Source organism: Pseudomonas sp. SK2 (assembly GCF_016772395.1).
GTDB classification, from domain to species: Bacteria; Pseudomonadota; Gammaproteobacteria; order Pseudomonadales; family Pseudomonadaceae; genus Aquipseudomonas; species Aquipseudomonas taiwanensis.
Window position 1 is genome coordinate 3,665,204 of sequence record NZ_CP061944.1, and the last position, 22,749, is coordinate 3,687,952.

Here is a 22,749-nt window from a genome sequence, read left to right on the forward strand (position 1 = left end):
TCGACCGCAAATTGAAATCAGCACCCTACAAATGATGAGCTATTTTTTTGCCCATTTCTTAAACAACCCATCAACCTCTTTGGCCAAACCTAAAACTTTTTGCTCCGCAACCTCGTTCCCAATTCTCATATCCTCTGGAATCTCACTCATTCGACAACTGTCATTCGGACCAAAATACCCAGCCAGATGAGCGTTAACTCTGAACACAATATGATGCATTCGCCAGCATGTGGCGGCCTCGTAAGGGCTACAACTTGCGTACCCATGCTCACTTACTGGCTTAGGGTGTCGCACCCCACCAACCCTAAAGTCAGAATGATACTCCAGCGTTATATCTCTATAATTCGAAACCAATCTATCATAGGCTTCATCCCTAAACAAAATTCGCCATCTAGGTATCTCAGAAAATCGCATGGAGCATAAAATTGGCCTAAAAAGACGCCCTGCCATATCCACTTGCCCCAAAGTTTTCGGCGGCTCACGATAAAATTTTTTAAAAACCTCTATTAAAGCCCCTGCATTATGCTCAACATGTTCGATAAACCTAGCTAATACAAACCCAACCTCACCTGCTGGGGTGATCGCTGGAATGTAGAAAATATCGCCGGCTTGGGCATCATTCCTTAAAAGCTTCATCATCTTACACCTTAAAGCTCACAAGTATTTTTTGATTTGATTCTTTCATATTCGGCGACATGCGATCTACCACGCTCGTCTTGCCTAGACTTATCAATCGGTTCAATGATATTCCCTGGGAACCCGGTTTTTGTATCATAAACCTCTCGATAGTACTGCTCCTGCCCCTTCGACTGTGTATAAGTAAGGCCTTCTAAGACTGGTTTCAACGCTGCATTACCTAACCGGCCTGACTGAGCATGCTGAGCCTCTCGCTTAAGCGGATCTTGTTTAGTATGTCCAATATATTAAGGCATCTCGTTATCTGGTTTATAAAGCCCATAAACGATATAGCCAGGTTCATTAAGCGGCGTTGGAGTGAGGCCTCGTGTGTCGACCCAAAATATTGGGTTCGGCGTGTACGCGAAGAGGTTTAGCCCTCCGGTATAACGAATAGGATCCTGACTAACAAACCGCCCAACCCTCGGATCATAGTACCGATACCGGTTGTAATGCAGCCCGGTCTTATGATCGTGGTACTGCCCCTGGAAGCGAATCGGGTTGCTCATCCCAACCTGCTTGGCCCAGTCCGAACGCACCTCGCGCACGTCACCCCACGCCTTGTACTGCCCCGCCCACGCCACCTCTGCGTGGTGGTCGGTCAGCTCCATCGGCGTGCCGAGGTGATCGCACTGGTACCAGGCAATCGCATCGATCGGCTGCGGCTTCACTTCGTGCTGCCACAGCGGGTCCTGGTCGATGTCGTATTCGCGTCCACGCCAGTCCGGCTGCCGTAACAGGCGAATCGGTGCCTTGCGCAGGGCCTGCGCGACGGGCACGAAGCTGTCCGGTTCGTACAGGTAGTGCACGGTCCGCGCGGTCTCGCCTTCGTCCTGCGGCGGCGAGCTTTCCCAGGCGAGGTTGTCGCCATCCCAGCCGTACAGCGTGTAACCGCAACCCAGTTCGCGCTGGCGCTTGGCGCGTTGCATCTGGTTCCAGCCGCTGCCCGCACGGGGATCGTCGTAGTGATGCGCGGTCGAGTGTTTGTGCAGGCGACGGCCCAGCGCGTCGTAGCTGTATGCCACGCTGAGCTTGCCATCGTCGAAGCGGACCAGACGGTCGAACAGGTCCCAGGTCAGGCGGGCCTTGTCGCCGTTATGCAGGCGGTGGATGAGGTTGCCGCGTTCGTCGTACTGGTAATGCGTGCCGGCGTACTCGCGCAGCAGGTTGTCCATCAGCTTGTTGCGACGCGGGTCGCTTTCCAGCGGGCGGTTGAGTTCCTGGGTCTTCTGGTCCAGCAGGTTGCCGGCCGGGTCGAAGGCGAAGGTCTCGACACCCAGGCGACTGGTGGCTTGCAGCAGGCGACCCGCCGGGTCCCACGCCTGGGTCTGCATCAGCTGGTTGCCCTGGTGCCGGACCACCTCACGGTGCAGAGCATCGCGCTCGTAGGCCAGCAGCTCATGCTGGTCAAGGGTCATGCCCAGCACATGACCGCTGCCGTAGGTGAGCGTGCTGACCTTATGGCCATCGGGGCGAATCGTCGCCGTGCGCAGGTTCAGCGCGTCGTACTCGTGCTTCCACACCGTGACCATCGGCACAGCGGTCTTATTGCAGACCAGGGCCATGATGTTGCCCACTATAGGAGAATGACGTAGCTGCTGACCGCTTGCAGGCAAGTAACACGGTATTTAGGGGCGCGAGGGCGACTTGCTGTTCGCGCTAACTTGCTTTGTCGAAGCGAACTAGAGGACCTTGGCGGACACCTGACAAGCAGGTCTGACACTACTTGACAATAAACTAGGTCAAGTTTCTGTGCGACAATCCTGCCGCGCAGATATTATCCCAACAAATGTCCTCTTGGAAAAATAACTTGTTAGATCGATGCGTCCCGCCGCCAAAAACTAGCATTAGTATGTTTGAATGCAAAAAATTCGCCCAACCCTTAAAATGCGCTACCGCTCAATTCAATCGTAGCAACTACTCATCATCAACTAGCTGACCTGATTTCTACCAATGCCTTCTCTAAGATTTTCATATCCGGCGGGACGCTATCTCTCGCTTTAGATTTTATCCAGCGGAGATAAGGGCTCTTCGCACCGCTTACTAATTTTCGTCCTTCATCAGTCACTTCACTCACCTTGACGACCCTCTTGACAAAAGACAATTTATCATCAACCAACTCACAAACAACCAAACCATTGTCTTGCAAAAATTTAAATAAATATCGAAAGCCTTCTTCTGTGCGCACCTGCCACTCCGGCACCTCTGAGTACGCACTAATAATTTCGTCTATATCCCAAAGGGTATAATCATCCATGTCAAGGTCTCCTCACAACTTTTGAAACACCAACAACTGGCACTAGGTCGCCTGTAGTCCTGTCCTTCACAAACGTTCCCCCTTTGGCTCGAATCCTCGCTTCTTTCTCTATTTGCGCCTGTTTATCAGCGGTCATGCTTGTAACCTCATACACAGTTGCTTGACCATTTTCAATGACTACTGTATCCAAACGCCGACGCTCTTTCGTGTCAGTGTCTGTGACAGACCTTTTATCAGCCCCGCGCAAATAACACTCACTCTGAATATTTGCATCTGGATTACTCTGGAGCAGTTCCGCGTTGAACTCTTTATGCCTCCTGTCACCCTCAACAGCATTTTTTATACGTGCCAATCCCCATGGGTCAACCCAATCAATAGGATTCGGAACATACTCATAGAGGTTGAAACCGCCGCCGTAGCTGATCGGGTCCTGGCTCACAAACCGCCCAGCCCTCGGATCATAGTACCGATACCGGTTGTAATGCAGCCCGGTCTCGTGATCGTGGTACTGGCCCTGGAAGCGAATCGGGTTGGTCATCCCAACCTGCTTGGCCCACTCCGAACGCTCCTCGCGCACTTCCCCCCACGCCTTGTACTGCCCCGCCCACGCCACCTCTCCGTGGTGGTCAGTCAGCTCCATCGGCGTACCGAGGTGATCGCACTGGTACCAGGCAATCGCATCGATCGGCTGCGGCTTCACTTCGTGCTGCCACAGCGGGTCCTGGTCGATGTCGTATTCGCGTCCACGCCAGTCCGGCTGCCGTAACAGGCGAATCGGTGCCTTGCGCAGCGCCTGCGCAACGGGCACGAAGCTGTCCGGTTCGTATAGGTAATGCACCGTCCGCCTGGTCTCGCCTTCGTCCTGCGGCGGCGAGCTTTCCCAGGCGAGGTTGTCGCCATCCCAGCCGTACAGGGTGTAACCGCAACCCAGTTCGCGCTGGCGCTTGGCGCGTTGCATCTGGTTCCAGCCACTGCCCGCACGGGGATCGTCGTAGTGATGCGCGGTCGAGTGTTTGTGCAGGCGACGGCCCAGGGCGTCGTAGCTGTACGCGACGCTGAGCTTGCCATCGTCGAAGCACCTGGCACCAACTCTGACTGTAAGCCCCCGAAATAGTTAAAAAATGAGTCTGAGCAGCGCAGTTTTTCCTCCTGGTGGCTTAACTAGCGCTGTGTTCCAATTACCAAACGCCGCCTCATTTTAAAAGTCATTAAAAACGAACGAGAGGCGTATCCCCATGGAAGATTTTGCTCAAAGCGCTATATATGTCATTCACATCTTCTGAAACCCCAGAAGTATTCACCTCAATTGCCTTTATAGGCTTAACCCAATCACAAGAGCCTACAAAGTTAAAAATAATTCTATCTGAAAAAATCTCTACTCTGTCCACCCCCCCATAACCTGCAACGCCAGGGTTTCCAATTTCAACATAGTAAGTATCCAGCCCTAACTCCTGATCCTGCTCATCCACCTCATCAGATCTTTGGAGGATAATAAAGTCCACTGGATCCTCAGAATCATCTGCAAGGCCGACCGTTAACACATCATACTCATGATCCGCATGAAAGGTATTTGCTGAAAACTTTTTGTCCATAGTCACCCTCGTTACCGCCCTTTACCGGCGATCCATGTTTTAGTTTCACCGTTTTCTGACCAGGTATACTTGATTATTGCTCCTGACGTTGCTGAAGCCTTGTTCATTTTACCTTTGCACGAAGGACATGGAGGGTACTGCCCATCAATCACCATAACATCCCCCTGCTGCAGTGGTATCTGTTTTACTGCTCTAGCCTCCGTATGTGTGGCCAGAGAACTTCTTGGAAATCCTAAGGCTCTTTCTTCCTCAGTCATGTTTCCACTGTAAAGAACACATGAGACAATGTTGTGTTGACCTTCAGCATCATGCACATTTACCACTGCAGTGTGAACGCCTTTGCCACTGCCGAATTTGTTGAGCCCCAGTGGATCAATCCACTCCACAGGGTTCGGCGCATAGGCATACAGGTTTAAACCGCCGCCGTAGCTGATCGGGTCCTGGTTCACGAACCGCCCGCCCCTCGGATCATAGTACCGATACCGGTTGTAATGCAGCCCGGTCTCATGATCGTGGTACTGCCCCTGGAAGCGAATCGGGTTGCTCATCCCAACCTGCTTGGCCCACTCCGAGCGCACCTCGCGCACGTCACCCCACGCCTTGTACTGCCCCGCCCACGCCACCTCTCCGTGGTGGTCAGTCAGCTCCATCGGCGTACCGAGGTGATCGCACTGGTACCAGGCAATCGCATCGATCGGCTGCGGTTTCACTTCGTGCTGCCACAGCGGGTCCTGGTCGATGTCGTATTCGCGTCCACGCCAGTCCGGCTGCCGTAACAGGCGAATCGGTGCCTTGCGCAGCGCCTGCGCAACGGGCACGAAGCTGTCCGGTTCGTACAGGTAGTGCACGGTCCGCCCAGTCTCGCCTTTGTCCTGCGGCGGCGAGCTTTCCCAGGCGAGGTTGTCGCCATCCCAGCCGTACAGGGTGTAACCGCAACCCAGTTCGCGCTGGCGCTTGGCGCGTTGCATCTGGTTCCAGCCACTGCCCGCACGGGGATCGTCGTAGTGATGCGCGGTCGAGTGTTTGTGCAGGCGACGGCCCAGCGCGTCGTAGCTGTACGCCACGCTGAGCTTGCCATCGTCGAAGCGGACCAGACGGTCGAACAGGTCCCAGGTCAGGCGGGCCTTGTCGCCGTTGTGCAGGCGGTGGATGAGGTTGCCGCGTTCGTCGTACTGGTAATGCGTGCCGGCGTACTCGCGCAGCAGGTTGTCCATCAGCTTGTTGCGACGCGGGTCGCTTTCCAGCGGGCGGTTGAGTTCCTGGGTCTTCTGGTCCAGCAGGTTGCCGGCCGGGTCGAAGGCGAAGGTCTCGACACCCAGGCGACTGGTGGCTTGCAGCAGGCGGCCTTCGGCATCGCGTTCGAAACGCTCTTCGGTGTCGTAATGGACTGGAAAAGAATACGGCGCAGTTGTTCAGTCTGTTTGGGTTGGCCAATCTGGTACTGGCCAAGCGGTATTTGCAACGGACGGCGGGATAAGTCCGTCTAAAAGGCGGGGCTGGCCCGCTAACTCAGCAAAATCAGGGTAGAAATCGGCCCAAGAAACACAGAGTAAGGCCAGTAGGTTGGAAAAACCGGCTTGAAAAATGGGGACGGTAAGAAATGGCTAATTGTTCAGCGTCTCCGTATCGAAATGATGACGGCAATGATAGCCAAGCACCATGAAAGCCCATCCTTAACTCAATAGTCGGGTGTTGCACTCAGCCTCTGAAACCGCCTACCAAAAAGCACAGAAAGGCGAGCTAAAAACCTATTATTCAAAGTTCAAGCCCGCCCTCTGAACCCTCTATGACTTTCTAATTTCGGCCAAGGCTTTCTCCAGCGCACTGATATTCCCAGGATCATTAAATCTACCTTTTGATTTAGCCCATCGACTTACAGCGCTTTTAGGCCCTTCAACAAGTTTATTGCCTTCCTCAGTAATCTCGCTTTTCATGATCACACGCTTCACAACCCACCCTTCCTCATCAGTAACTCGGCATTTCAGAAGACCATTACGCTCCATAAAAATGAAGAGATTCTCCGTCGATAGCTCAATATTTTTCTGCCAGTCCGGAGCACTCCTATAGGCCGAAATCAACACATCGATATCCCAAACTGGATAGTCACTTGTCATTACAACCTCCTTTCTACTTGAGACAACCCTGCAACCGGCACCAGCTTCCCAGTAGTTCTATCTCAAATAAATGTCCCACCACTCGTGAGAATTCGACCTTCTTTCATTTGCTGATCATATTTATCAGCAGTCAAACTTGTTACCTCATAAGTCGTTGCCTGCCTATTCTCAATAACAGCCGTGTCCACCCTACGCCGCTCACCGCTTTCAGGATCCCTGACAGATTTCCCGCTTGCATCCCGCAGATAACACTCACTCTGAATAGTCGCATTTGGATGCTGAGTTTTAATTTCCGCATTGAATTCCTGATGGCGGCGATCCCCATCAATCGCATTCTTGATCCGCTTCAGTCCCCACGGATCGATCCAATCAATAGGGTTCGGAACATACTCATAGAGGTTGAAACCACCAACGTAGCTAATCGGATCCTGGCTCACAAACCGCCCGACCCTCGGATCATAGTACCGATACCGGTTGTAATGCAGCCCGGTCTCATGATCGTGGTACTGCCCCTGGAAGCGAATCGGGTTGCTCATCCCAACCTGCTTGGCCCACTCCGAGCGCACCTCGCGCACGTCACCCCACGCCTTGTACTGCCCCGCCCACGCCACCTCTCCGTGGTGGTCGGTCAGCTCCATCGGCGTACCGAGGTGATCGCACTGGTACCAGGCAATCGCATCGATCGGCTGCGGCTTCACTTCGTGTTGCCACAGCGGGTCCTGGTCGATGTCGTATTCGCGTCCACGCCAGTCCGGCTGCCGTAACAGGCGAATCGGTGCCTTGCGCAGCGCCTGCGCAACGGGCACGAAGCTGTCCGGTTCGTACAGGTAATGCACGGTCCGCCCGGTTTCGCCTTCGTCCTGCGGCGGCGAGCTTTCCCAGGCGAGGTTGTCGCCATCCCAGCCGTACAGGGTGTAACCGCAACCCAGTTCGCGCTGGCGCTTGGCGCGTTGCATCTGGTTCCAGCCGCTGCCCGCACGGGGATCGTCGTAGTGATGCGCGGTCGAGTGTTTGTGCAGGCGACGGCCCAGGGCGTCGTAGCTGTACGCGACGCTGAGCTTGCCATCGTCGAAGCGGACCAGACGGTCGAACAGGTCCCAGGTCAGGCGGGCCTTGTCGCCGTTATGCAGGCGGTGGATGAGGTTGCCGCGTTCGTCGTACTGGTAATGCGTGCCGGCGTACTCGCGCAGCAGGTTGTCCATCAGCTTGTTGCGACGCGGGTCGCTTTCCAGCGGGCGGTTGAGTTCCTGGGTCTTCTGGTCCAGCAGGTTGCCGGCCGGGTCGAAGGCGAAGGTCTCGACACCCAGGCGACTGGTGGCTTGCAGCAGGCGGCCCACCGGGTCGTACTGATAGGCCAGGTGACCACGGCGGGTGTCGTGGATGTCGGTCAGCTGGCCGACGGCATCGTATTGATACTGGCGCTTGAGCAACGTGGACTTGCCGTCGTGGCTACCCAGCCATTGCTCCTGCAGGCGACCCGCCGGGTCCCACGCCTGGGTCTGCATCAGCTGGTTGCCCTGGTGCCGCACGACCTCGCGGTGCAGATCATCGCGCTCGTAGGCCAGCAGCTCATGCTGGTCAAGGGTCATGCCCAGCACGTGACCGCTGCCGTAGGTGAGCGTGCTGACCTTATGGCCATCGGGGCGAATCGTCGCCGTGCGCAGGTTCAGCGCGTCGTACTCGTGCCTCCACACCGCGACCATCGGCACAGCGGTCTTGAGGTAGTACTGATGCTCGCGAGTGAGGTTGCCCGCTTCGTCATGGAACCATTGCAGCTTGCTGTCGGCATTGATGGCCTGGATCAGCTTGCGTTTTGGGCCAGCACGATATTTCCACTGCAAACGACGCCGACGACAGCGCGACGGCCAGCGCCGGAATTCGACAATTGTCGGCGGCGGCGCTAGCCGGCACGAATGACGAACATCGCGCAATTGCCGATACCTGGCTGCGCCGTGCGATCGCCGGAATTCAGCAAATTCACCTCAACGACGACGCGTGTCGGGTGGTCGCAGAACGACTTTTCTAGCCACCCTCAAACTCACGGGCGCCGCAGCGTTTCTTCTCGGGGTAGCTATGAACGACAAGAAAACCAAATACTTGCTTAAACCTTTCTCTTAATTTTTGGAGTCTCGATATAGCTACCAGTTCGTATATCTAAACCTTGCACGGTAAAATCACCAATTTAGCGGATCAGATTCCGCGCGACCAAAGAAGAACACGCACTGGAGGCGCTAAGGTAGTTCTGCGCAAATGGCTTCGAGCGGGGTATGTAGATCAGGGAGCCTTGTTCGCCACGGAGCCAGGAACTCCACAGGGGGGAATCATCTCTCCGGTACTCGCGAATTGGGCGCTGGATGGCCTGGAAGATGTCGTCCATGCGAGCGTGACTTCGACAGTACGCAAGCGTGAGCCATTCAAGACTCGCTTTCGTGGCTTGGCCCAGAACACAGCACAACTGACGACGTTGTTTGCGCTGTCGAACCTGAGGATGGTGCGCCGGCAGTGATTGAGCGCTGCGGGAGAGGTGCCCCTGTAGCGGGTCAGAACCAGAGCAAAGCTCTGGTTTTGACCCGACTGACGGCTGAAAAATGGGTTTGACGCGGTCGAGATGTTGCTCATTGTGAGCTCGGCCAAACTTGATTGGAGTTTCCTTAACCGGCTGTAGGTGGGGCCATTCGACCTACAGATTCAAAAGTGATTTTGATGCATCGCTGGCCAGGGTCTGCTTATCTTTTTACAAAACCTTAAAAAAATCATCAATTTTTCTTGCCAATAAAACTACGACGTTACCCGCTTCCTTATTTCCAATCTGCATAGACTCAGGCAGCTTAGCATCATCATATGCTTCTTCTGGCTCAAAATAACCTGCCAAACAAGCATTCACTCTAAACACAATGTGATGCATGCGCCAGCAGGTGGCCCACTCCAAAGCATTAGCTCCTTGGGAAAATCCTTGATCAGTCAGTTTTTTCTTGATCATATTTCCGCCAATCCAGAGATCAGAATGATACTCAAGCACTATATCAGCATACCCCGATGAAGACGGTTCATACTGTAAATCCTCAAACAACACCTTCCAGCGAGGTATTTCTGAAAAACGCAATGAGCACAGTATTGGCCTAAAAAGTCTCCCACTCATTTCGACTTCCGAAAGAGATTTCGGTGGCAATGAGTAAAACTTTGAAAACACCTCAATCAAAAAACCTGCATTTGACTCCACATGCTCAATAAATCGAGCAAGCACAAATCCAGACTGCTTATCACGATTCAATGCAGGTATATAAAAAATACTTCCAGGTTTCACGTCCGACTTTAGCTGCTTCATACAATCCCACCTAGAACTCACAAACAGAACCAGCCTTGAGCTTATTGTATTCAGCCACATGAGAGAGGCCGCGCTCGTCTGTCCTTGATTTATTTATCGGCTCAATCACATTACCAGGGAAACCAGTCTTAGTATCATACACTTCTCGATAATATTGCTCCGCCCCTTAGCCTGCGTATAAGTCAAATCTTTGGCTATTGGCACTAACTTTGCCTCCCCGAGTCTTCCTGTATTCGCGTGCTGTGCCTCTCGCACACTTTCTGCCTGCATCGTGTGCCCTACATAATACGGCTTAGTCGCCTTAGGCTCGTAAAGTCCGTAGACAGTATAACCAGGTTGATTTAATGGTGTCGGTGCAAGCCCTAATGCGTCAACCCAATGCAACGGATTCAGTGTATAGGCATAGAGGCTCAACCCGCCAAAGTAGCTGATCGGATCCTGGCTCACAAACCGCCCAACCCTCGGATCATAGTACCGATACCGGTTGTAATGCAGCCCGGTCTCATGATCGTGGTACTGCCCCTGGAAGCGAATCGGGTTGGTCATCCCAACCTGCTTGGCCCAGTCCGAACGCACCTCGCTCACGTCACCCCACGCCTTGTACTGCCCCGCCCACGCCACCTCTCCGTGGTGGTCGGTCAGCTCCATCGGCGTGCCTAGGTGATCGCACTGATACCAGGCAATCGCATCAATCGGCTGCGGTTTCACTTCGTGCTGCCACAGCGGGGCCGCGACCAAGCACCCAAATCCGCTAAAGCAAAAAACCTTACCTACTTCAATACCGCATTAAACTTCCCGAAAACGTCAATAAACCCCTGCAGATCCTTTATTTCGTAACGCTCGTTAATTATGTAGCTACCTGTATCGACATTGACAGCCTCAATGACACAACTATCATCATCCCACAATGTCAATCTCGCCAAATTACACTCATCATCAATATTGATAACAGCACTTGAGCTTAATTCATTTTCATTCAGCTCCAGCTTTCTTTTTGAGTTAACATCAAGCCAAGCCAATATCTCTATGAACATTTAATTATTCCATCTTCTGTTTATGTGCTTTGACTCTAAAGCCTTCTGCAAATGGCATTTCCGGTATAGGATTAGCCTTCCTCTTAGCAAGCCTTACCTCTAGTGAGTCGGGACCCACATTTTTTGCCCAGCCCTCATTAGTTTTAATGAGAGACGCCTCAGGCACATTGAACTCAAAATACTTAGTTCCGGGCTTTGCCTGCTTTCCAAAAGCTTCAATACTGACTGGAGATACAACATGTGTTGTACCTGTATAACTTTGCACAACCCTCCCAGCACTAGTCATTTGATCGTACTCGGAAGGCCCCATCCAACGACCAACTGTTACGCTTGATAGTCCCAGCGGATCGATCCAGATCAGTGGATTCGGCGCATACTGGTAAAGGTTTGTTCCTCCCAATAGCCCTATCGGATCTCGGGAGATGAATTTCGCGATGTTCGGATCATAGTACCGATACCGGTTGTAATGCAGCCCGGTCTCATGATCGTGGTACTGCCCCTGGAAGCGAATCGGGTTGGTCATCCCAACTTGCTTGGCCCAGTCCGAGCGCACCTCGCGCACGTCACCCCACGCCTTGTACTGCCCCGCCCACGCCACCTCTCCGTGGTGGTCGGTCAGCTCCATCGGCGTACCCGGGTGATCGCACTGGTCCCAGGCAATGGTATCGATCGGCTGCGACTTCACTTCGTGCTGCCACAGCGAGTCCTGATCAATGTCGTATTCGCGTCCACGCCAGTCCGGCTGGCATAACAGGCGAATCGGTACCTTGCCCAAGGCTTTCGCTACGAGCATGAGGCTGCTCGACTCGTACAGGTAAGTGCGGCTTGGTGAAGCTCGGCTTCAAGTGGAACTTAATTGCACTCTTGCTTTTCCAACCGCCTCCTTTAGCACATGAGAATCAGCGGCCGTTAGCTTTAAGCTTCTTATCTCACCAATCATAACCAGCGCACGATCTAGTGTCCTGTCTCGGAAATACGTTCTCTTTTGGCGAGTGGCCTGGGTGTTCGGCAAAGGCGCCGCGACGAGTCATAGCAGGGCTATGGCGAGGAGTGGCAACGCAGGCCGAAAGCCCAGGACGCCGCCAAAAGTGAACAGCTTATTTCCGAGACAGGACACTAGCGCATCGAGCAACATACCCATCTGCCGAGTGCTGTTTGCATCCTTAAACTCATAATAAGGAATCTACACGCGCGCCTCTACAGTTTTTCTAGCCTTGTGACAGCGTTTAACCTCAGGATAGTAAGCTACTAATTCATCAGACATCACAACTGCAATAAAAGTCAGTTTTTCAGCACCGCACTCAAGAACAACACCTTCCAGCAACTTCACCATACCCGGCTTCATTTTATTGCGCGCAACATGCTCCGCATCACCTACGAGCGCATGCAACTCACTGATCATCCCTAGCAACATACCCCCCTCAATAGTCGCCCTTATTTAAAGGCGGCCTATTCCCGCCATTCGCGGCTTTGCACTGTAGAATTTTCTCATGCTGCCAAGCATGCATTTCTCTCTGACTGCCGGTGACCTCCACGCTCATTCTGACATTATTAACTTCGTAAAACTTTTCCGTATACCTACCTATCCTCAAGTATTCAGATACCCTGCATAACTAAACTCCCGCCTTATTCAATATTGCCTTAACCTCTGGGTACCCCGCCAAAAAATCATCACTTCGTAAGAAATCTCGTAGAACTGGATTTGATCGCGCAGCATCAGTTATTGGCACGATCCAATTGGAATCCCCAGTATTAAACACTCGCCCAAGCAAAATCAACGGCCATTCTTTCTCACTCGATCTAGCCAGAAGCCTTTCAAACCCTTTCGAAAGTTCGCTAGCAAACTCTATAGGATCCGACCCGTCCAAGACAATTAACACCCTCTCCTGCACCCCATAATCATCAGCATTAGTGAATGTATCTAGTAGCACACTAATAACCTCTTCATTGGTGCGCCCTTGCACCTCATCGAGAAGTTTGAAAAACATGCTACAGTCTGCCTCAGACTCATAAGGATCAAGTGACTGTAGTTTCTGCTTCCACCTAGAAAGCTCTTGCTCATTCATAATCATTTTTTCACCCAATATCCTTGACACTTGGAGTAAGCCAGCACTTCTTGCATAGCCACATTGTATTTTCTAGGTTGCCCCGATTCGGAAGCCACTCGGCGAACATCCCGGATCTCCATTGCCATAGTTCCTCGCATGTTTTCAGAATTAATCATCTGCTGTATCTCTGCCCTATACGCTTTACCCGCATTACCTTGCCTGCCATGACTACTTGTACGAGCGTGATCACTTGGATCCATTTGGATAGCTGGGCCTTGACTGCGTTTGATAGGACTAACGCTGTCAGCTGGCATATGATGGGACTCAACACCTCTTGTAGTCGTACCGCCATAAGATCCTCCCCGGAAGTTACCTTTACCATCTGGATCTCCCTTCTTCATACGATCGCAAAGGGAGCGTCCAAGGCCTAATGCGTCTGTCCATTGCACAGGGTTCGGAGCATAAGCGAATAGATTTAAACCTCCGGTGTAACTAATGGGGTCCTGACTCACGAACCGCCCAACCCTCGGATCATAGTACCGATACCGGTTGTAATGCAGCCCGGTCTCATGATCGTGGTACTGCCCCTGGAAGCGAATCGGGTTGCTCATCCCAACCTGCTTGGCCCAGTCCGAACGCACCTCGCGCACGTCACCCCACGCCTGGTACTGCCCCGCCCACGCCACCTCTCCGTGGTGGTCAGTCAGCTCCATCGGCGTACCGAGGTGATCGCACTGGTACCAGGCAATCGCATCGATCGGCTGCGGCTTCACTTCGTGTTGCCACAGCGGGTCCTGGTCGATGTCGTATTCGCGTCCACGCCAGTCCGGCTGCCGTAACAGGCGAATCGGTGCCTTGCGCAGCGCCTGCGCGACGGGCACGAAGCTGTCCGGTTCGTACAGGTAATGCACGGTCCGCCCGGTTTCGCCTTCGTCCTGCGGTGGCGAGCTTTCCCAGGCGAGGTTGTCGCCATCCCAGCCGTACAGGGTGTAACCGCAACCCAGTTCGCGCTGGCGCTTGGCGCGTTGCATCTGGTTCCAGCCGCTGCCCGCACGGGGATCGTCGTAGTGATGCGCGGTCGAGTGTTTGTGCAGGCGACGGCCCAGCGCGTCGTAGCTGTACGCCACGCTGAGCTTGCCATCGTCGAAGCGGACCAGACGGTCGAACAGGTCCCAGGTCAGGCGGGCCTTGTCGCCGTTGTGCAGGCGGTGGATGAGGTTGCCGCGTTCGTCGTACTGGTAATGCGTGCCGGCGTACTCGCGCAGCAGGTTGTCCATCAGCTTGTTGCGACGCGGGTCGCTTTCCAGCGGGCGGTTGAGTTCCTGGGTCTTCTGGTCCAGCAGGTTGCCGGCCGGGTCGAAGGCGAAGGTCTCGACACCCAGGCGACTGGTGGCTTGCAGCAGGCGGCCCACCGGGTCGTACTGATAGGCCAGGTGACCACGGCGGGTGTCGTGGATGTCGGTCAGCTGGCCGACGGCATCGTATTGATACTGGCGCTTGAGCAACGTGGACTTGCCGTCGTGGCTACCCAGCCATTGCGCCTGCAGGCGACCCGCCGGGTCCCACGCCTGGGTCTGCATCAGCTGGTTGCCCTGGTGCCGGACCACCTCACGGTGCAGAGCATCGCGCTCGTAGGCCAGCAGCTCATGCTGGTCAAGGGTCATGCCCAGCACATGACCGCTGCCGTAGGTGAGCGTGCTGACCTTATGGCCATCGGGGCGAATCGTCGCCGTGCGCAGGTTCAGCGCGTCGTACTCGTGCCTCCACACCGCGACCATCGGCACAGCGGTCTTGAGGTAGTACTGATGCTCGCGAGTGAGGTTGCCCGCTTCGTCATGGATGCGATACAGATGGCCCTGGATATCGTAGTTGTTCATCATCACTGAGCACGATTTCTTGCGAACTCATAACACCACCCCACGTCCTGGCTGACCCTGGAAGAGTAGTCAAATAGAAAATTTTTTTTGAGACAGAACACTAGGGGCGGTGGCTTATTGCAGGCGACCAAATAGAAATTTACACACTGACAGTCCCGCCGCGGCCACAGAACTACGATGGGGCGAAAGGCCCTATATATAAGGCGACTCAAAATCCTCGACATTTAACTCCGTGGGCACCCCTTTAAATAGCTCCGGCAGCTCAAAGGGGCATATGACATACATATAAAAATCATAACCAAAATGGAACTCTACCTTCTCAGAGACAAGCTTACACCATATCTGCTCACGCAAAACCTCTCTCACCACATTCAGCGCATCTGGTAAACGATTTTCTGACCATCTTTGTAATTAGTTTCTTCGACGAATACCTCCAGCTCTTGGACTTCCAACCGATCCACGTGTGAAAGCTTGCACACGTCTCGGACAAACCCTACGTACTGACCTTCAATAATCAAATATTCTTCGAGGCCGACCTTAGCGCCAACATCCAAGTAACTTGTCCATTCACTTTCGGGAGAAGACAAACCACCAGCGCTGCCACCCCCTTTATATTTAGTGACTCTGTACGAATTACCCATTTAATCACCAATTCTATTCAAGTCTATATCATAGGTCCCGGAGCGCGTCCTTCGGCTGCCGAGTTTTTTAACACTGTCCGCACCTTTCCAAACCCCACCGTTATGTTTATCCACATCCGGCGTTCTTGTTTCTATCTTTCCCGGGATTCCGTGAAGAACCTTTTTTATAGGTCCAAGTACCGACAACGCAACATCATCGAGCGCATGTTTGGCTGCCTGAAAGAAAACCGCCGCATCGTGACACGCTTCGACAAACTCGCGAAAAGCTATGCGACCAAAGTCTCGCTGGCATTGTTTCATGCGGTGTTTGCGACATCTCTCTTCGTACAGAGACTAATCCAGGACAACTTTAAATCTATCACTTCCTGAACAACGTGTCAGAAACTCACGACACACCTTCTCATTTCCATTCAAGGCAATACAACCATAGCCCACATCTTCATGAGGATAAATTGCAACACTCAAGGATGGATTAATATAGAAACACTGACATCCTATTACACCCGAGTAACACATCATCAACCTTGAAAGATCAATGAAGTCAGCATAATCAAGACTAAAGCTTAGAGAGCTTGCGACCAAGGGAGCTTCCCCAAACCTAAAACCTTCATACTCGTTAGACATTGGCAAAAGCAATCGCCTAGATTTCATCTTTTCATAAATACGCTGATACCTTCTGATTACCTCCTTATCTTTCTCTCTTTTGTCATCGAACGAAAGCGCGGTAAGAATCACAACCCTTTCATTGCTTGACCCAAAAAAGCCCTCAAATAGTGAAACAGCCTCATCTACCAGCGAGAGCGAGAAACCATGTTTCTTTTCAAAATACCCCACCCAATTAGCCGAAGCACTAAATCCGCCGAAATTGATATCGCTTAACGAAAAGCTATTTTTCAATTTTGATAACTTTTGCATCACTCATCCCTACTGTTATTTTTTCTTTCGCTCTGGCTCAGATCTTCCTATACCAACCTTCCACTCGCCTTGCTTGTCGCTATGAGACGTATCACTCTTGCTCCATATCTCATTCGTCTTACTATTCTTATAGTCTCCCCCCTGAGCTTCACAAAGTCTTCAGGATGGGTTGATGGCGTCCTGACGATATCCCCTACCTCTGCACTATTCACTTTCTTCTTAGGGTTATCCAAGAAGCACATGGAAAGACCGAATGGATCAATCCACTCCACAGGGTTCGGCGCATAGGCAAACAGGTTTAAACCGCCGCCGTAGCTAATCGGGTCCTGACTCACAAACCGCCCGACCCTCGGTTCATAGTACCGATAACGGTTGTAATGCAGCCCCGTCTCATGATCGTGGTACTGCCCCTGGAAGCGAATCGGGTTGCTCATCCCAACCTGCTTGGCCCAGTCCGAACGCACCTCGCGCACGTCACCCCACGCCTTGTACTGCCCCGCCCACGCCACCTCTCCGTGGTGGTCGGTCAGCTCCATCGGCGTACCGAGGTGATCGCACTGGTACCAGGCAATCGCATCGATCGGCTGCGGCTTCACTTCGTGTTGCCACAGCGGGTCCTGGTCGATGTCGTATTCGCGTCCACGCCAGTCCGGCTGCCGTAACAGGCGAATCGGTGCCTTGCGCAGCGCCTGCGCGACGGGCACGAAGCTGTCCGGTTCGTACAGGTAATACTTGGCAGATCGGAGAAGGGGGAGCATCCCAAAGGCCCCGAGGATCCGCACGCATAACCGGCGTATTACTGACCCTTCATCCTGGAGCGGTGGGATTGCCCAAGCGCTGCCGCCAGGATTTCACACGTTTTCGCTTTCCATTTGAGATAGATGATGGCTATCAAATTGATCCCCGGAAGATCGTTCCATCCAGCTATCGCAAAGTCTGCCGACTCTCAAAATAATTAACCAATCGATGAAAAACAGCAACCTTACCCCGACCATCCTCCACCATTTTCGAAAGAGGGGACATGGACCGTCTTATCGAACTCACAGCAGCGCCTTCACTATAAGAACCTTGACCCGACTCCAACTCTCGAACCTCATACGCTGTCCCTGCGCGATTAATAGAAAACCTCATTACCGAGCAACAATCGATCACCAATGCCCCATCAAGCATGTTCTCAAAAAAGTAGCACTCCAAGCTTACATCCTGCAAAAAAAGCCTTTTCAGCAAGGGGGCTAATCGCACCCCCGGCGACAGGGAAATTCCACAACCGCTTTCTTTTTCATTGAAAAAATATCTTTTCAGCGTAACATCAACGGACCGCTTAAAATGGATAGCCAGAAAACTCTTTTCATAGAGGTGAAAGTCATCGCAATCGCCAATCATATCAAAACCTTCTGACTTAAGATCGGCCGCACTGAAGCTCGGCAGAGCAAAAATCTTAGGAACGATATTTGAGGCATTCATCACATACTTCAAGCATAGCTCTTGAGCATTACATTCTAGGTAATTCATCCGCCTTGCCTCTTGATCGGATTTGTTCCATTGTCGTGATGTGCTTGTAAAATACCCTTGACCTGTGAAAGCTCGCCCACACGATTGGACTTAGGGTTTTCATCAATACCTGCCTGCGCCGACTTAGCAAGTCGATCTACATTTTTCGAGTCCTCAAGATGTTCTGAGATGGATTCACATGCATTACGCCATTGAGAAGGTGACATATCTCTAGTAGCTTTATCAGCAGGCGCAAGCTTTACGCTTTTTCCATCAGCATCAGGTTGCAATGTGATATGTCCACCTTTTCTGGGCAACCCTGGCCCATCAACATTCACATGCACGCCACGGGCGAGCACATCTTTACCAGCGGTGTTGGCTCCCACATTGTATTTACTTTTGGCTAGACCCAAAGGGTCCATCAAGTCAATTGGATTAGCAGCATACTCGAACAGGTTTAAACCGCCGCCGTAGCTGATCGGGTCCTGGCTCACAAACCGCCCAACCCTCGGATCATAGTACCGATACCGGTTGTAATGCAGCCCGGTCTCATGATCGTGGTACTGCCCCTGGAAGCGAATCGGGTTGCTCATCCCAACCTGCTTGGCCCAGTCCGAACGCACCTCGCGCACGTCACCCCACGCCTTGTACTGCCCCGCCCACGCCACCTCTCCGTGGTGGTCGGTCAGCTCCATCGGCGTACCGAGGTGATCGCACTGGTACCAGGCAATCGCATCGATCGGCTGCGGCTTCACTTCGTGTTGCCACAGCGGGTCCTGGTCGATGTCGTATTCGCGTCCACGCCAGTCCGGCTGCCGTAACAGGCGAATCGGTGCCTTGCGCAGGGCCTGCGCGACGGGCACGAAGCTGTCCGGTTCGTATAGGTAATGCACCGTCCGCCCGGTCTCGCCTTCGTCCTGCGGTGGCGAGCTTTCCCAGGCGAGGTTGTCGCCATCCCAGCCGTACAGGGTGTAACCGCAACCCAGTTCGCGCTGGCGCTTGGCGCGTTGCATCTGGTTCCAGCCGCTGCCCGCACGGGGATCGTCGTAGTGATGCGCGGTCGAGTGTTTGTGCAGGCGACGGCCCAGCGCGTCGTAGCTGTACGCCACGCTGAGCTTGCCATCGTCGAAGCGGACCAGACGGTCGAACAGGTCCCAGGTCAGGCGGGCCTTGTCGCCGTTGTGCAGGCGGTGGATGAGGTTGCCGCGTTCGTCGTACTGGTAATGCGTGCCGGCGTACTCGCGCAGCAGGTTGTCCATCAGCTTGTTGCGACGCGGGTCGCTTTCCAGCGGGCGGTTGAGTTCCTGGGTCTTCTGGTCCAGCAGGTTGCCGGCCGGGTCGAAGGCGAAGGTCTCGACACCCAGGCGACTGGTGGCTTGCAGCAGGCGGCCCACCGGGTCGTACTGATAGGCCAGGTGACCACGGCGGGTGTCGTGGATGTCGGTCAGCTGGCCGACGGCATCGTATTGATACTGGCGCTTGAGCAACGTGGACTTGCCGTCGTGGCTACCCAGCCATTGCGCCTGCAGGCGACCCGCCGGGTCCCACGCCTGGGTCTGCATCAGCTGGTTGCCCTGGTGCCGGACCACCTCACGGTGCAGAGCATCGCGCTCGTAGGCCAGCAGCTCATGCTGGTCAAGGGTCATGCCCAGCACATGACCGCTGCCGTAGGTGAGCGTGCTGACCTTATGGCCATCGGGGCGAATCGTCGCCGTGCGCAGGTTCAGCGCGTCGTACTCGTGCCTCCACACCGCGACCATCGGCACAGCGGTCTTGAGGTAGTACTGATGCTCGCGAGTGAGGTTGCCCGCTTCGTCATGGAACCATTGCAGCTTGCTGTCGGCATTGATGGCCTGGATCAGCTTGCCGTTGCCGTCGTAGGCAAAGGTTTCTTCCTGGCGCTGGTCGCCCTGGCGGGCCGTGCGCGAGGCCAGACGCCCGACGGCATCGAAGGTGATGTCGATCCGGCGTTGACCGACCTGGGTGCTGGCCAGTCGACCGCTGTCCGGGTCGTACTGGTAGCGGGTGACCAAACCATCGAAGCCCTTTTCTTCCAGCAGGCGGCCGACCGGGTCGTACAGGAACGTGGCCTTGCTGTCGTTCTCGTTCTCCAGCCCGATCAGGCGGCCCAGCTTGTCCCAGCGGTAGCGCAAGGTGTGCTCGTTGGCGTCGACCCGTTCGACCAGTTTGCCGGCCGCGTCGTAGGACCAGGTGGTGCAGCGGTCCAGCGCGTCGACGTGGGCCAACAGGCGGCCTTCGGCATCGCGTTCGAAACGCTCTTCGGTGTTGTCGGGGTGGGTGACTTTCGCCAGCTGACCGGCCTTGTACGCGTAGGTGGTCTTGTTGCCCGCCGCATCGGTGAACAGCACCAGACGACCGACGTCGTCGTACTCCCATTGACTGGTCTTGCCCGAGCAGTCGGTGTACTCGATCAGCTGGTCCGCCGCGTTGTACGCCAGCTTCTTCTCGTTGCCGTTGGCATCCTTGATCGCCTTCACCAGGCCCGAAGGCGTGTAGGCGAATTCGGTCTTGTTGCCCAGCGGGTCGGTGGTTTCGACCAGGTTGCCTTTCCGGTCGTAATCACGCAGCCACAGGCCGCCTTCTGCGTCGCGGATCTTGATCGGGTGACGACGGTCGTCGTAGGCAAAGTGCGTCTTGCTGTGGTCGGCACGGATATGGCGAATGACGCTGCCTTGATCGTCGTAGTCGTAGCGGTCTTCGCTGCCATCGGCGTGCACGTGGCGCAGGAGCTTCTTGCGCTCATCGCGGAACAGCCACTCGGAGCGTTCGTCCGGGTAGCGGATGCGATACAGGTGGCCCTGGATATCGTAGTAGTACCAGGTCTCCTGGCCGTGAGCGTCGGTGACGTAGGTCAGGCGGATGTTCTCGTCCCACGCCAGACGCGTGTCGTAGCTGCCGTCGTCGGCCCATTCATGGATGGCCTTGGCCTGGGCGCTGCTGCCCTCCCATTCCAGGTTCATGCCGCGCCCGGTGCGGTCGGTGTAGCGGGTAACCAGATGGTGCTGATACTGGTAATGCCAGGCGGCGCCGTTCTCGTCCTGGGCCGCGATCAGGTCGCCTTGGTCGTCGTAGTGGTAGGCGCACAGCTGACGAAGCGGCTGACCGTCGCGCATTTCCCACAGGCCTTTGATATGGCCGTGATCATCGATCAGGGTGCCGAGGTGACGTAGGACGTTCTTCGCATCACCCTGGAAGGTGATGATGTCGGACAGCACCGGGCGGCCGTCGTGGCGATGCTCGTAATGCAGCATGCAGCCGGCGTCGTTCTCCAGCAGGATCTTGCGCAGGTAATAACGATCGCCCACGCGCAGGTAGTATTCCTTGCGCACGAACCCACGGCAGATCACCAGTTCGCTGTCGGTGCTGCGCACCAGCAGCAAGTCTTCGATGGCGTTGAACAGCGCCTTGCCGACCTTGGGCAGCTCGAATGCGTGGCTGCGGCCGTCGAAGTCGTGGAACAGCACGCCTTTGCCGACGATGTCGATGCGGGTGGTGAACTCGGTTACCCAACGAGCGCCCAGGCTGCCCTGGTCGTACTCGGCCAGGCGCGAGTGGTAGATCCGCTCCCACTCGATGGGAAATGGGCCAGGCAAGCTGAAATCGGTGTGCTGAATGAATTCCGAGCCCAGCGAGAAGCTGATGCTGTGGCCGGTACGGGCCTTCGGTTCAGCGGGGCACGGTGGACGCTTGGGGCTTGGGGTCTGCTCGGCCGGGGCCTGTTTACCCACGACAGCAAGCTCACCCTTGCTCTGCTCCCGCTCCACCTTGGTCACGGTATCCGGCTTGGCCACCCCTGGCTGGCCGTTCTTGTGGCGGCTGCGGAAGCCTGCCACCGCCCCACCCAGCACCGTCAGCATCCAGCCGATGCTCATCTGCGTCGCAGGATCGGACAGCTTGTTCAGCTGCGTGGCCATTTCCCCGCCCAGCGCTCGCAGCTGCCCGGTATTGGCCAGCACGCTGTTCTTGATGTCATCGGGCATCAGCTTGCTGGTAGCGCTGTTGGCCATGCCTTTACCAGCCGCCTTGCAGGCGCTGTGCACCGCCCCGAAGAAGTTGCTGATCGCCGCCTTGGGGTCGTTGAGCAACTGGTCGCTGGCGGCTGCCATCTGCTTGCTCGCCGCCGCCTTGTCGCCCTGGGCGTCGAGTTGGCCGAGCACGACTTTCTCCAGGCCCGTGGCAATTTCGCCAGTCACCTTGGTACCCAGATCGCCCGCGTCCTTGAGAATGCCGGCGATCTTTGGCTGTGCCTGGGTCACAAAGTCGTCGAGGGTCCCGGCGATGGTGGCGTTGAGGTGGCCCATCAGCACCGTGATCAGCGAGTCGCCCAGCAGCATCTTGGCGCTGTTGCGCAGCTCCTGGCGGACCAGGAACAAGGTCGGGCGCAAGCTCATGCGGGCGGCTGCCATGGTCGGCGGCGCCGGCAATACGCCGATCAGGTTGATGCCCAGGCTGACCCAGTCGAGCACCTGGCGGTGCTTGCTCTTGACCAGGGTGACCACATCGCCCAGGGCGTCGACCAGGGCCATGATGTTGCCCACCACCGGCAAGGCACCGGCCACGGTCTTGATCCGTTCGAGGGTGACGTAGCCGCTGCTGACCGACTGCAACCAGGCGTCGAAGGCGGCGGCGCCGCGGCCCACGTCCTTGGCGTCGATGGTGTTGAGCGGGGCGACCGCGACTTGCGCTTCGCGTTGCTTGGATTCGCCACTCATGCCAGCACCTCACTGCCCAGCGGGCGCTTGGCCGGGTTGGCGGGAGG

Annotated in this window: 13 protein-coding genes and 9 pseudogenes; 1 reads left to right on the plus strand and 21 read right to left on the minus strand. The window is 54.9% G+C overall.

Annotated elements, in window-relative coordinates; translation table 11 throughout:
- Positions 1-39: 39 nt before the first annotated feature.
- From IF103_RS16365 to IF103_RS24950, 17 genes and pseudogenes are all read right to left on the minus strand, one after another.
- Complete coding sequence (locus IF103_RS16365; protein ID WP_202675483.1) at positions 40-639, minus strand: hypothetical protein; 600 nt, start codon at positions 637-639, stop codon at positions 40-42.
- Positions 640-992: 353 nt separating this feature from the next.
- Positions 993-2,219: pseudogene (locus IF103_RS16370) on the minus strand (RHS repeat-associated core domain-containing protein); the annotation flags it as partial.
- Between the two features lie 383 nt (positions 2,220-2,602).
- Positions 2,603-2,932 carry a hypothetical protein gene (locus tag IF103_RS16375; RefSeq protein WP_023381482.1) on the minus strand — a complete coding sequence of 110 codons (330 nt, stop codon included), beginning with the start codon at positions 2,930-2,932 and terminating at the stop codon, positions 2,603-2,605.
- Between the two features lie 349 nt (positions 2,933-3,281).
- Positions 3,282-4,007: pseudogene (locus IF103_RS16380) on the minus strand (RHS repeat-associated core domain-containing protein); the annotation flags it as partial.
- 133 nt (positions 4,008-4,140) lie between these two features.
- Entirely contained in the window at positions 4,141-4,524 is a 384-nt protein-coding gene (locus IF103_RS16385; RefSeq protein WP_104883426.1) for an Imm10 family immunity protein, read from the minus strand.
- Positions 4,525-4,535: 11 nt separating this feature from the next.
- Positions 4,536-5,879, minus strand: a pseudogene (locus IF103_RS16390) (RHS repeat-associated core domain-containing protein); the annotation flags it as partial.
- Positions 5,880-6,308: 429 nt separating this feature from the next.
- Positions 6,309-6,638, minus strand: a complete 330-nt coding sequence (locus IF103_RS16395) for a hypothetical protein (RefSeq protein WP_202675484.1) — start codon at positions 6,636-6,638, stop codon at positions 6,309-6,311.
- Between the two features lie 344 nt (positions 6,639-6,982).
- Positions 6,983-8,446: pseudogene (locus IF103_RS16400) on the minus strand (RHS repeat-associated core domain-containing protein); the annotation flags it as partial.
- Positions 8,447-9,372: 926 nt separating this feature from the next.
- Complete coding sequence (locus IF103_RS16410; protein WP_202675485.1) at positions 9,373-9,963, minus strand: hypothetical protein; 591 nt, start codon at positions 9,961-9,963, stop codon at positions 9,373-9,375.
- Between the two features lie 354 nt (positions 9,964-10,317).
- Positions 10,318-10,689, minus strand: a pseudogene (locus IF103_RS25435) (RHS repeat-associated core domain-containing protein); the annotation flags it as partial.
- A gap of 44 nt (positions 10,690-10,733) precedes the next feature.
- Positions 10,734-10,997: an immunity protein TriTu family protein gene (locus IF103_RS16420; RefSeq protein ID WP_104881424.1), complete on the minus strand. Its 264-nt coding sequence runs from the start codon at positions 10,995-10,997 to the stop codon at positions 10,734-10,736.
- A 4-nt stretch (positions 10,998-11,001) separates the two neighbouring features.
- Positions 11,002-11,814: pseudogene (locus IF103_RS25440) on the minus strand (RHS repeat domain-containing protein); the annotation flags it as partial.
- Positions 11,815-12,180: 366 nt separating this feature from the next.
- Positions 12,181-12,411 carry a hypothetical protein gene (locus IF103_RS16430; protein WP_202675487.1) on the minus strand — a complete coding sequence of 77 codons (231 nt, stop codon included), beginning with the start codon at positions 12,409-12,411 and terminating at the stop codon, positions 12,181-12,183.
- 199 nt (positions 12,412-12,610) lie between these two features.
- Positions 12,611-12,985, minus strand: a complete 375-nt coding sequence (locus IF103_RS16435) for a hypothetical protein (RefSeq protein WP_202675488.1) — start codon at positions 12,983-12,985, stop codon at positions 12,611-12,613.
- 80 nt (positions 12,986-13,065) lie between these two features.
- Positions 13,066-14,883, minus strand: a pseudogene (locus IF103_RS16440) (RHS repeat-associated core domain-containing protein); the annotation flags it as partial.
- 410 nt (positions 14,884-15,293) lie between these two features.
- Positions 15,294-15,563, minus strand: coding sequence for a hypothetical protein (locus IF103_RS16445; RefSeq protein WP_202675489.1), 270 nt, complete (start codon positions 15,561-15,563; stop codon positions 15,294-15,296).
- Positions 15,564-15,677, minus strand: a complete 114-nt coding sequence (locus tag IF103_RS24950; RefSeq protein WP_252189408.1) for a toxin C-terminal domain-containing protein — start codon at positions 15,675-15,677, stop codon at positions 15,564-15,566. It abuts the gene before it with no gap.
- A 45-nt stretch (positions 15,678-15,722) separates the two neighbouring features.
- On the opposite strand from IF103_RS24950, the pseudogene IF103_RS24955 reads away from it, so the two are divergent.
- A pseudogene (locus IF103_RS24955) lies at positions 15,723-15,900 on the plus strand (IS5/IS1182 family transposase); the annotation flags it as partial.
- On the opposite strand, the gene IF103_RS16455 reads toward IF103_RS24955, so the two are convergent.
- The 4 genes and pseudogenes from IF103_RS16455 to IF103_RS16470 all read right to left on the minus strand — a co-directional run bounded on the left by IF103_RS16455 (position 15,897) and on the right by IF103_RS16470 (position 22,702).
- Positions 15,897-16,478, minus strand: a complete 582-nt coding sequence (locus IF103_RS16455; protein WP_202675490.1) for a hypothetical protein — start codon at positions 16,476-16,478, stop codon at positions 15,897-15,899. The pseudogene IF103_RS24955 and the gene IF103_RS16455 sit on opposite strands and share 4 nt — an antisense overlap.
- Positions 16,479-16,720: 242 nt before the next feature.
- Positions 16,721-17,209, minus strand: a pseudogene (locus tag IF103_RS16460) (RHS repeat-associated core domain-containing protein); the annotation flags it as partial.
- Between the two features lie 193 nt (positions 17,210-17,402).
- Complete coding sequence (locus IF103_RS16465) at positions 17,403-17,990, minus strand: hypothetical protein (protein WP_202675491.1); 588 nt, start codon at positions 17,988-17,990, stop codon at positions 17,403-17,405.
- Positions 17,987-22,702: an RHS repeat-associated core domain-containing protein gene (locus tag IF103_RS16470; RefSeq protein ID WP_202675492.1), complete on the minus strand. Its 4,716-nt coding sequence runs from the start codon at positions 22,700-22,702 to the stop codon at positions 17,987-17,989. The genes IF103_RS16465 and IF103_RS16470 overlap by 4 nt, the downstream gene beginning before the upstream one ends.
- Between the last annotated feature and the right edge of the window lie 47 nt (positions 22,703-22,749).